At 36.2% G+C, this 11,957-nt stretch carries 10 protein-coding genes and 2 pseudogenes; all 12 read right to left on the bottom strand.

The window, feature by feature from the left end:
• Nucleotides 1–102 precede the first annotated feature (102 nt).
• Nucleotides 103–1,293 carry a sugar transporter gene (locus QZ265_RS06845; RefSeq protein WP_296404688.1) on the bottom strand — a complete coding sequence of 397 codons (1,191 nt, stop codon included), beginning with the start codon at nucleotides 1,291–1,293 and terminating at the stop codon, nucleotides 103–105.
• A 165-nt stretch (nucleotides 1,294–1,458) separates the two neighbouring features.
• Nucleotides 1,459–1,878: pseudogene (locus tag QZ265_RS06850) on the bottom strand (YbaN family protein).
• A gap of 131 nt (nucleotides 1,879–2,009) precedes the next feature.
• On the bottom strand, nucleotides 2,010–2,633 hold the full coding sequence (locus QZ265_RS06855) for a DedA family protein (RefSeq protein WP_296404690.1): 624 nt from the start codon (nucleotides 2,631–2,633) through the stop codon (nucleotides 2,010–2,012).
• Between the two features lie 103 nt (nucleotides 2,634–2,736).
• Nucleotides 2,737–3,570 (bottom strand): hypothetical protein, encoded by an 834-nt coding sequence (locus QZ265_RS06860; protein WP_296404692.1) that lies wholly within the window; start codon nucleotides 3,568–3,570, stop codon nucleotides 2,737–2,739.
• 192 nt (nucleotides 3,571–3,762) lie between these two features.
• Nucleotides 3,763–4,290, bottom strand: a complete 528-nt coding sequence (locus QZ265_RS06865; RefSeq protein WP_296404693.1) for a cytochrome b/b6 domain-containing protein — start codon at nucleotides 4,288–4,290, stop codon at nucleotides 3,763–3,765.
• A 191-nt stretch (nucleotides 4,291–4,481) separates the two neighbouring features.
• Entirely contained in the window at nucleotides 4,482–5,231 is a 750-nt protein-coding gene (locus tag QZ265_RS06870; RefSeq protein WP_296404695.1) for a glycosyltransferase, read from the bottom strand.
• Nucleotides 5,232–5,339: 108 nt separating this feature from the next.
• Complete coding sequence (locus tag QZ265_RS06875) at nucleotides 5,340–6,170, bottom strand: class I SAM-dependent methyltransferase (protein ID WP_296404697.1); 831 nt, start codon at nucleotides 6,168–6,170, stop codon at nucleotides 5,340–5,342.
• Entirely contained in the window at nucleotides 6,167–6,982 is an 816-nt protein-coding gene (locus QZ265_RS06880; RefSeq protein ID WP_296404698.1) for a PIG-L family deacetylase, read from the bottom strand. The genes QZ265_RS06875 and QZ265_RS06880 overlap by 4 nt, the downstream gene beginning before the upstream one ends.
• A complete protein-coding gene (locus tag QZ265_RS06885) occupies nucleotides 6,970–8,121 on the bottom strand; it encodes an acyl-CoA dehydrogenase (RefSeq protein WP_296404701.1) in 1,152 nt (383 codons plus the stop codon). Before QZ265_RS06885 ends, QZ265_RS06880 begins: the two co-directional genes overlap by 13 nt.
• A gap of 117 nt (nucleotides 8,122–8,238) precedes the next feature.
• Nucleotides 8,239–9,858: a trehalose-6-phosphate synthase gene (locus tag QZ265_RS06890; protein WP_296404702.1), complete on the bottom strand. Its 1,620-nt coding sequence runs from the start codon at nucleotides 9,856–9,858 to the stop codon at nucleotides 8,239–8,241.
• Nucleotides 9,855–10,769, bottom strand: a complete 915-nt coding sequence (gene otsB, locus QZ265_RS06895; RefSeq protein ID WP_296404703.1) for a trehalose-phosphatase — start codon at nucleotides 10,767–10,769, stop codon at nucleotides 9,855–9,857. The genes QZ265_RS06890 and otsB overlap by 4 nt, the downstream gene beginning before the upstream one ends.
• 925 nt (nucleotides 10,770–11,694) lie before the next feature.
• Nucleotides 11,695–11,957 (bottom strand): annotated as a pseudogene (locus QZ265_RS06900) (hypothetical protein); the annotation flags it as partial.

The following is an 11,957-nucleotide window of genomic DNA, read 5'->3' on the forward strand; positions in this document are numbered from 1 at the left end:
AAGGATTAATAAAGCTGTAAAATATAAAAAAATATATTTGCGATAAAATTAGCTAATCATTAAGTACCCAAAAATAGTTATATAAGTAACTAAATAGTTTGATTAAGCACGTAAAGTAGGAAAACGTTTTATCATAAAAACCATTAGTAATAAGGCAATTAGACTAATAATACCGCCGACGTAACCCACACTTGATAAAGAAATGTGGGTTACAGCGTAGCCACCAAAGAGGGCCCCAGTGCCAATTCCTAAATTAATAATTCCTGAGAAGATTGACATCAACATATCTTGAGCATGCAAATCTACCATTAATACTTTGGCCTGCATAGATATGACTAATAACATTAGCGCAGTGCCCCATAATAAAGCATTGACACTTAGAGCCCAAATCGAATGAACCGTTAGTAGTAAGGTAATCATAGACAATAGCATTACCACAATAGAGCCAAACATCAATAGGGTGCTGTGTCTGTCACCCCAACGACTAAATACTAAACTACCGATGATGCCTGCACCGCCAAATAATAATAGGACAAAAGTGGCTAGGCTTTCGCTAATTGAGCCAATCTCGCGCATAAAAGGCTCGATATACGAGTAGGCAGTATAGTGGGCTGTAAAAACAGTAAAGATAAGCAGATAAAGGCATACCAAAAGTGGATTTTTTAGTAGTTCGGGCACTTTTCTAAAAGACCCTTTAAACATACTTGGTAAAGAAGGTAATAGCTTTGCTTGTAGTAAAAAAACAACCAGTGCCACGATGCCAATTTCAGCAAAGGTGGTGCGCCATCCATACCATTGTCCAATGACTCGTCCCAAGGGAACACCAAGAACCATAGCCAGAGAAGTTCCTGTAGCTACTACACTTAAAGCAAATGCTTTTTTACCTTCAGGCGCTACCCGAATAGCAATCGCTGCAGTAATCGACCAAAAGATAGCATGAGAAAAGGCTATACCTACGCGGCTAATTAATAAAACATTAAAGCTCCAAGCGAATACAGAAAGGGCGTGACTGGCAATGAATAATACAAAGATACCTAGCAACAGTTTTTTTCGTTCAAACTTACTGGTCAATAGCATTAAAGGTAATGACATGGCCGCTACTATCCAGGCATACAAAGTAAGCATCCATCCGGTTTCTGCGGTAGTGATAGAGAAGTCTTTGGCAATGTCACTTAATAAAGCCACTGGTACAAATTCAGTGGTATTCATAACAAAAGCACTGACACCCATTAACAGAACTTGAATATATTGTGTACGAATCGAAAGCGTGTCTTCGCGAGAAGTATGTGTCATAAAATCAAATGCAAAAAGGGGCCAATTAACAATAATTGACCTAAATTAGAAAAATTTTTATATTTTAAATGATGCTAAATTGTAGAGTAGATATTAGAAGTAACAAGATAACAAGTTAGACCCCTTAATTATAGAAGCTATTTGCTACCATTTTATGTATTGGTTTTAAGCATCAGGTAAGCGTGCCATCCATATTGCAGTGGCTATACAGATAGCCGTTGTTAGCCAAGCTAACCATTGCAGATGATCAGAAAAACGATAAAATAACATGGCACAGGACAAGCTCATCATAATCCAAGCAAGATACTTAGCTCTACGCGGAATAGCTCGATGCTCCTGCCAGTTTACGACTATTTTACCGAATGTTTTATGACTAATTAACTACTGATGAAACCTTTGAGAGCCTCTAGCCCAGCATGCGGCAGAAAGTAATATAAACGGTGTGGTTGGCAGTATCGGTAAAACAATACCAATTACTCCTACTAAAAAAAACAAACTGCCCAATACTATAAATAATACTTGCACGCCTTTATTATGAGACTTATACGAATGACGAAGTTGATTTGGTTTAGGATGATTGGTCATAAAGATTTATTAATTAGAAATTTTGTCAATCGAATCAAACCTTAGTTAACCTTAAGCGTTTTAATTTACGATGCATTTAGCTTGGTGATGTATAAGCATAGTATAAAACATGGCATGTAAAAAATGATTTACTAAACCTTTTGCTTTGAAGCTTTTAATCGTCTAGTAAATAACCATATAAGAACAATAGCTACCGCCAATCCCAAAAATATCTTGGAGTAAGGCGCTAAAAATTTCTCAATGACCTCGTAATTCTGACCAAAATGATATCCTGCAAAGGTTAATATACTGGTCCAAATAGCTGCACCGACAGTGGTTAAAATAAGGAATGGCAGGAGCGGCATTTTATTCATGCCAGCAGGTATAGAAATTAAAGAACGAATTCCAGGGACCATGCGTCCAAAGAACACCGCTTTTTTGCCATGTTTATCAAACCAACTATTGGCTGATATCACATCATCAGGCTTTACAAAGACGTATTTACCATACTTTTTAGTAAACTCAACCAATCTTTCTTCATTAAAGATTGAGCCTAAATAATAAAGAGGTAAAGCGCCCAATACGCTACCTAATGTACCTGCCACTATTACCATTACCAAATTAAGATCGCCCCTTGCTACAGCAAATCCAGCTGCTGGCATGATGACCTCAGAGGGTATTGGTGGAAATACATTTTCAGCAAACATCGCAAAAATAATGCCTAAATAGCCAAACTTTGCCATTATTGCTAAAACCCAGTCACTAATTTGATTCATATATTAATCTTATTCTTATTTATTAAGGTGAAAGCTATAATACCTAATTAGCCATCAAAAAAGCGTTAAGCATTTGGTAATTATATAATAAATTATTGGTAATTTAATGGGCTTTAGCGCTAGCACGTTGATTAAACACCACAAGACACACTACGATAAATACCAATAATGCAGCAGAAGCACCAAATCTGCTCAATGCCAATCCACCATGGTCTAAAGGCTTGTCCAAAAAATCACCTAGTACAGCGCCTAACGGACGAGTAAGCACGAAGGCACTCCAAAATAGGAGAGTCTTTGAAATCTTGGTCCAATAATGTGCCAATGCGATCAATGCAAGTAGGTCACCAAATATTATAGCACTTGTGGTGTAACCCATGCCTTTAGTATCAGCAACCCAGTCTCCAAGCGCTGTGCCTAGCGTTTGAGAGAACATAATAGTCGTCCAATAAAAAACTTCTGCCTTAGGTGTATTTACACTGTCCACAGAAATACTGCCTAAGCTCTTATTCCAGATAAACAGACTTAAACCCAGTAATGCCAATAAGAGCGCAGAACCGCCAGTATATCCAATACCTAATGAACGAGTGACAAAATCTGCTATTGTTGTTCCTAGCGTGGTTGTTGCAATAATTGTAGCCCAATACAGCCATTTATTGAAACGTTCCGCTTTAATTTGGGTGGCAACCGCTATAGCAAAAATAATTGCAAATATTTCGGTACTAAGCAGATAGCCTAGATCTAACGACATTGAAAGAGCATCACCTGCTGTCTCGCCCAACGTGGTAGATGCTATTTTAATCATCCAGAACAATAAGGTAACTTCAGGTACTTTAGAGAGTGCGGCATGTATAGTAGAACGTGACGAGACAGGATCAGTATTAGTATTATTATTAGAGTTATTGTAACTGTTAACAGTATTATTATGAATATTAGCCATATCTTATCTCACTGTAATCAACAGACGGCATGTCATGTTGGGGTGCTCATAAATTATCAATACAGGAGTTAAGAAAGTGTTAAGAGTATTCATTTTGATCAAATATAATTATAAATATAATATATTTTTTTTATAATAATATGCCAATAAAGATACAGGTACAATAACGCTCTACATATATTTGAAATACGCTTATAGCATTCTATTAATAAGTTTATCTTTTTTAATAAACTGGTGATATAAAGCCGCTAAAATATGGAACGCAGATAAAGCAATAATTGATGACCAAATTACGCCTGTGTGAAGGTTATTAAAAAACCGAGCAGTGGGGCGGTCTGGAGTAACAAAAACTGGAATTTCAAATAAACCAAAAAAACTAACAGAATGTCCGCCATATACGGTCATTAATAATCCAGCTATAGGCATGGCAAGTAACAAAATATAAAGAGCAGCATGAACCAAATGCGATAAAGCAACTTGCCATTTTGGCATGATCAAGTTTGGTGGCGTTTTGGTTAGCAGACGATTGATTATACGTCCCGAAGTCCAAAACAACATACTAAGACCAAAGGCTTTATGTAAGTTTAAATAAGCGTCAGATTCACTATTTTCATAAGTAACAAATAATGCCCATGTCGTAATTAAAAAAATCAAACTTCCCCAGTGGAATATACGACTGGTAATTGCCCATTTGTCCACACCGATGCGAGTAGCATTCATAACAGATTCCTTAAAATAATAGGTTACAATTTTTGAAGTTAATAAATAAGTAGGATAAATTAACTGGATAGGAATAATACATCAATTTTTGTTAAGAAAGCGTTAATATAAAGGTATGTTAAAATTTAAATAACAGGCTACATGTTAACCGATAAAGGAATTTATTTAAACAAAAGTACAAACGCAAATTATTAACCATTATGTTCAAGATTGGTTAAAAATGCTGCAAAACCTTCTTTAGCACGAGCTTGTAATCGGCTACTGGTTACAACGCGTACTTTGTTGCTCCAAACAATATTATACCCTTTCGCTTCAAATCGTTTTACCAAATCTACATCCTCGTGACAAGGCATATTGGCAAAACCTCCTACTTTTAAATAAGCTTCACTGCTAAAGCTTAAATTGGCCCCATGAATATGTCGATGCCCCATCATGTCTTGATAATGCGCGAGATACTTCTTTTTAGTCTTATCAGTTAAATGATCCCAGTCATTGATGCTGACCACACCACAAATCATATCGCAAGATTTTGAACAGTGGCCTTGTTTTGAGCTTGAATCTTCAATATGAGCCCCTTGCTGTATAAGCCAATCTGGATTAACTAATGAGTCTGCATCAGTGCAAGCTACCCAAGTGGCGCCTTGGGATATAACATGACGTATACCAGTATCGCGCACTTGACCTACACAGCGATAATTTAAAATTAAATAATCAACGCCTTTAGACATAACCAAGTCAAGCGTATTATCGGTGCAGCTATCAAGGACTACCAAAGGGTAAGCTTCGATAAAGCTAGGCAGTTGGTCTATAGCAATTTGAACTGAGGCAAGACAGTCGCTAATGGTTTCTGCTTCATTATGAGCTGGAATGACAATACCAATTTTTAATACAGGTTCTAAAACCTGTGGTAAAGGGTCTTTAACCTTATTTAAGTTTGGCATATCTCATCCCTTAAATAATAACTATAGTTGTTTTATGAATTGCTTAATAAGTTGATACATACATTCGAATTTTAATCATTAAAACTAAAAATACATTAATTCGGTTTATTAAACCAATCTTTCGCTCATAGCCACAGTATCAGACGAGTTTTGCCAAATATCTAACAAAAAATCGCTATCGATAAGTTGGCTTTGATGAATAAACGTTACTTTAGTATTTGAAGAGCTTAATTGATTTGTCTGGTGAGTATCGTTGATGGTAGTAGAGTTTGAAGTAGAATCAATAGTATTTAAAGCTTGATATAAACGCTGGTGTACAATTTCACCGTTCATTTCAAAGCCTTCAATATCATAACGCCAATGACAACATAGTAAGGTGCCACCTTGGGCTAAGTGTTTACTAATCCAATCTATCACTGCGTCAATGTCTTTAGGCGATAAATAATACAGAATCTCACTAATAACAATTAAGTCAAATGATGTAGTATCAACAGATCCATCTCTATAAGCTAAATGGCTAGTGTTTGAATGCTCATCATTATTAAGGTTAAACAATGCATCGGGTATGATGCCTTGCATAACCTTAACATGAGAACATTGCGCCATTCGCAGTCGAGCGAGTTGCACTGCCTGATTATTACCATCAATGCTTAATAGCGATTCACAGCGTTTAGCAAGCAGTTCACTAAAAACCCCATTGCCACAGCCCAACTCAATGGCATTGCGATAATTTGCTTGTGGTAGCACAGCAAGACACATGTCACGTTTACGCTTTTCATACCAGCGGGTTTGATATTGCCAAGGGTCTGTATTGTCACTGTATAACGCATCAAAATATTTTTCAGAATAGGCAGTAGAGTCTTGCTCATTTAATAAATCTGAATTTTCAAAAGATGCTTGTAGAGAAGATGCTACGGATGATAAAGAAGAATTACTCATATATATACTTCCCAGGGCTGGCTAATTCTATTGATGGTTTGAGCAGATAAAATAGGGGGGTTACCGGTACTTTCATCCATAGTGATTTGACTTTTAAAACAATGAATTGCGTCCACTTTGCGCTGCTGCTGTTCTGCAGTTAGATCAATCCTTAAAGCATTCTGCCAAGGTACTCGGCTATCAGCAGGACGCGCCCAATGCCAAGCCCAGATTAAAACTTGATAACATTTTAAATTATGTTGCTTGGCATAAGCCGCTACTACTTGACCAGTAGCCTCATGGTCAGGATGACCATCATGAATAAAGGGCGTAACCAATATGTCAGTAGGTTCAAGAATCTCAGTCAGCTTTTGATGAAATAGATCTTGTTGATGATACACCTGACCGTCTTGTAAATTAAGCGCACTTATTGTCACCTGCTGATCTACACCCAATTTTTTAAAGGCTTCAACACTCTCATTTGGCCGTATAATGTCAAGTTTACTAGGCGGATAAATTTCAGATTCAGGGTGGCTTTGTGAGCCATTGGTGACATGGACAATTAATATAGGGTTGCCGTTAAGTGTTAGTTGTTGAATCAGACCTGCACACCCTAAAATTTCATCATCAGGATGTGGAGCAAAGACACATACACGAGGCAATTTAGAACTATTAGTTGAAAAACTAGTGCCAATATTTAATCGTGGTAAATCCTGTAGGCCTTGCCAGTTTTGCCAAGCTTCCGTTGATGTTCCATCCCCCTCTATGACTCTATCGCCTACTATAGGATGAATTTTGGTAGGTGAGGGGTGATTCGAGTTTACAACTGCCATAGTATTGCTCCCTGTTTAACAGATTCGCCAGCTAATTCTCCAATTCTTTTTAAATCGAAGGCTGCATGACTTTGGCGGATAAACACCGTTAAGTCTGCACTAAGAGTCGCAAAGTGGGCATTACTACAAAAAGGAGCGGCACCTAAGGCAAGACCAACCGTATCTAATACTTGTCTTGCTACTAATTCGACTTGTGCTCTTAATTGACGAATAACCTGTTCATGACTATGGCTAGTCTGAGCATCTATTAAGTCAGCGACCGAATATAGATAATTTTGTACAGTTGATAAAGCAGTACTTATTTCACCTAAGTACATGGCTTTATAGTCATTGGGTTTGTGCTGATAAGAGTCTAATAAATATTGAGCTAATCGGGCAGTTGCTCCATACCAACAAGCTGCCACACCTGCCGCTCCATGCCAAAAACCAACACGATCAAGATAAGCATTTGCCGCTCCCACTTGGGTAGCTTCCACCTGATCAAAAGTCACCGAAGCGGTATCAGTGGCTTGCATGCCCACAGCTTGCCATGCACTATTATCAACTTCGATGCCTCTTTGCTTCATATCTACAGTGATTAGCTGTGAGTGACCTTGATCATCTCGATAAGTCATCAGGGCATAATCAATCATATTAGCACCCGAACACCAAGTTTTAACTCCGACAACCTTGCCATCTTTATAGCGAACTGGATTAGGATGACCTTCAGCCGCCCATATTGCCCAAAGTCCTTTTGTTTCTTGATCATAACCCAATTCATATAGGATACTTAAGGCGTCAAGATGCGATTCAAACCACTTGGCCACAGTTAAATCTACCCCTGCTACATAAGCCAGTATTTGCCATCGTAGTAGAGTGCCTACATTATGCTCAGTGTCAGTGTCAGTGTCAGTGTCAGCGTCAGTGTTAGTGTTAGTGGCAAATTTGAAACTTGAACTAGAATCCGATCTAGAACTAATATAAGTTTTATTGCCAGAACCAGGATAAGGTATTTGATCTGAATAGCTAACCAATATTCTTAAAATCTCATTTCTAACAGATTTGTTTATTACGAATTGCTGTTTTGCACAGCGCTCCTCATCATCATAAAGTAGGTCTTCAACCCTCTGCTTTATACGCTGTAATAAATCATTATGCATATTGAAATCCAATTATTGTTTTAATAGTCATTCTAATTATTTGTAGTTATTATTTGGTTATAATTAATATTAGATTATATTTGATATTTGGTTATTGTTAATAAGGTATAATTTGGATTAGACTACTTGATATAAATCATCTAAGAAGTCTTGCTGCCAGGACATCAGACTGTTTTTTTCAAGCCCATCTAACAGAATCTGGTGACGCTCTTTTCTTTCCTTTAGTGGCATCGTTAATGCTTTTTTTAGTCCAGCAACTATGCTACTCGGCTCTAAGGGATCAACAATCACTGTGGCCTGCATTTGCTCACTGGCGCCGGCATAACGTGATAACAATAATACTCCAGGATTCTCAGGATTTTGGGCAGCGACATATTCTTTAGCCACAAGATTCATACCATCCTTAAGTGAGTTTACCCAACCAATATCACTGTGCCAAAAGGCTTTCATTAAAGTTTTGTGACTTAGTACACTTTCAGTATAATTAATGGGCTGCCAAATATTTGGATAGTCAACGGAATGAAAGTTATCAGTAGTAAATTCTTGATTTTTAGAGATAGGTTGTGTTGTTTTTGAAGAGGATGAAACAAAAGCTTTATTAATGTTATTAACACTCAGGCGTACATTATTATATAGCTGTTTGTAAGTAGGTAAGTCTAATCTACTAGGACAAGCAATTTGCAACAATTTTAATTGTTGTTGGTAAGCAGGATATTGCTGTAAAAATGTACTATAAGCTGAAAAACGTTGCAATAAGCCTTTTGAATAGTCAATCCTATCAACTGCGATAATTTGTTGATTTGTCGACTTGATCTCATCAACCTTAAAACTTTTAGCAACAGATTTTTTTGACAATAATTCAGATAAATCAGCAACCTGCTGCTGAATTTTAGTGACATTTACCCCTATGGGATAAGCTTTTATCAATAAATGATGAAGGTGTTCCAGACCTAGATTAAATGTCAAATAGGCGCTTTGTGATGATTCATGATGTTGGCTATTAAAGATATTTAAACTGTTATCTACATTAAGATCAAAGTCATTGAAATGGTTTTTTATTATGTAAGGCTTTAAATAATGGTTTATTACATCTAGACAATTTTGTTTGTCTTGCTGCGTTTGAGTACCTAGCACATCATAATGAACGAGGTGTTTGATCAGTTCAGAACTAGTATCTAGTTGCTGCCAAAATTTTAAAGGGGCAAAAGGGATGTGTAAGAAAAAACCAATACGGTTGGTAATGCCCAGTTGACGGCAGTAATAGGCAACACTTAAGAAATGATAATCATGTACCCAAATCACGTCACTAGGTCCAATAATTTGCTTTAGCTGTTTGGCAAAAAGTTCATTCACGCTTTGATAACTTTCAAAATCATCGGGTGCTTGTACTATTAAGTCAATCTGTTCATGTAGCATTGGCCACAATACATTATTAGCAAACCCACAGTAATAGTGTTGGTATTGCTTGGCGCTAAGAGCGGTAGTGATATACGTGACTGGGAGATTTACATTTGACAAACGGCTAGGGATTAAAGCTGTCTTTTTGTAAGTTGAAAACGAATCTAAACTATCTTCGTTATAGTTGTAGGTGGAAGCGTCTAAAATGTCACCATTCCAACCCATCCAAACACCTGAACTTACGGTCAATAACTCTGATAACGCCACAGCCAGTCCACCAGCCATAGGGTTATTGTCTGGCATCTTTACTCGATTTGATAACACTATAAGACGGCTCATAATTCAACGCTCATCTTTGATTGCGTAAGGCACAATAATAAAGTTTGCAATACAGCAGTGACTTCATTAATGTTATTCACATAATATTGGGCACAAGTTGACTCGTTACCAACTTTTATGGCGATACCCTTAACATGTTTAGCACTATAAGTATCCTTGTCATTTAAAGAATTAATAGCAGAAAACCCCGCTTCATCGGTCTCATCGTCACCAATAAATATAGCAGTTAAAGGTTTATTATCAGCGTAATTATTTTGTTGAATGGCTTTAAATAAAGTCAAAATTGCAGTTCCCTTATTGACGCCTTTAGGAACTACTTCCCAAACAAACTTACCCTGCTTTATAGTCCAGTTTGGATAAGGTTCAATAGCCTTATAAATTAAATTATAGGCTGTATCAGCAAGGTTAGGCGCCTGACGATAATGGATTGCACAGGAGTAGGGTTTATTTTCTATAGTTAAATCGATAAATGGCTGGCTTGCGCTCTCAAGAGTTTGTTTAATATGATTGAGTTGAGTCATATCAATGGTAGGCAAAAGCGATTGAAAATGGTTAGCGGTATCATTTATTAAGTTAACTTGACCACTTAAAAGATTTGCAAAATCAATCTCTAAGCCGTGAGTTGCCGCTATAGGTATATTTAACGGTGCTATCATTCGCTGAGCTTCGATTAAGCTACGACCGGTTACCATGGATATATTAACCCCTTCATTTAATATAGCTTGAATAAGGGATAATGTAGTTTCAGGGATATAACTTTTTTTTGGGTCAACTGTAAATTCTGCTAGCGTGCCGTCAATGTCTAAGAATAAACATAATTTGCTACTTTTATCTATCAAACTACTGATGTTAGCAGGACAAATATGAGTAGCATTTGATTTTAAATGGTTATTAATTTCGTCAAGTCTCACAAAAACCACGCTTATTCCTTTAATTAATCGTTATAATTGTATGTAGCTAATTTTTTTACTTGCTTAAAGGTATTTGAATTAGTATTTGATTCCATTTATTAACTAATTAAAAAATCTGGTAGTTATTTTATTATTAATAGTCATAATCTAAAGTTTTAAAATTCAAAAACTAAGCCTCTTATATAAGCAAGTATTATCCTTACTATGATTTATAAAAATACTAATCTATATAGAATGCCACACCTAAATTAATGCTTAAGTGAAAAAATGTAGCATTTGGCATGATTTTAGAAACTGGATATCAAATAGCTTATTATCTTAAATCTATTTATTAAACTGCAGTACAATGTTCTTACATATTGAGTATCAAGCATACAATCCGACAAAGTAAACACCTCTAAACCGTATCATAAGGAACTTTAAATGCCACGATTATCCACTATTAGAGATACTCATGGGTGTCTAAAAGTAACTATCCTCATAAATAGCATAGCTTAATCTTAGAAATAATTATGAACACCCATAAAGATTTTTGATATGACCAAAAGAATGACTAAGCTTAAATAATTATCAATAGAAACTGAAGCTGAAATACATACAAAATATTTGTACCTTTAATACAGTATTGCTAGCTAAGCTTTATATAATGAGAAACATTAGATAACCGTCTAGTGGACAATTTTAGTGATGCAAGTCGAGCGAATGATATGACATCCGCTTAAAACAGACAGGTAGATTTTTTATTTTACAATGATGTTAAGTTAATAACTTAGTGTTTAAACTTGCGACACTTGTTGTGTTCGAATCGGGAACTAATTTTTAGGTATTTAGAGATTCACTTTAAATTAAACAATAAAATCTATTTTATTGTTTAATCAAAAATTGAAACATACCCGCTATCACTATATTTCAATCATTTTAAAAACTATTCAAACTCAATTTCAATTTCTGCAACCAATTCCTCAAAAGCCTGAACCCTACGAGTCTCAGTATATAAGTTAGAAGCTATCTGAGCGTCTGCTATTGGATGAATATTAAGTTGAGTTAACGTCTTTATAAGTTCATTAATAACAGCCTCTCTATGAAGTATGAAAGTAGATGCAAAACAACGCCAGAATGTCCATCCTGCTCGTTCTAATATGCGCTGTCTGTGTATATCAGATTTCCACTTATCAGGTTCATGGTATC

It is taken from the genome of Psychrobacter sp., from assembly GCF_018260395.1.
GTDB lineage: Bacteria > Pseudomonadota > Gammaproteobacteria > Pseudomonadales > Moraxellaceae > Psychrobacter.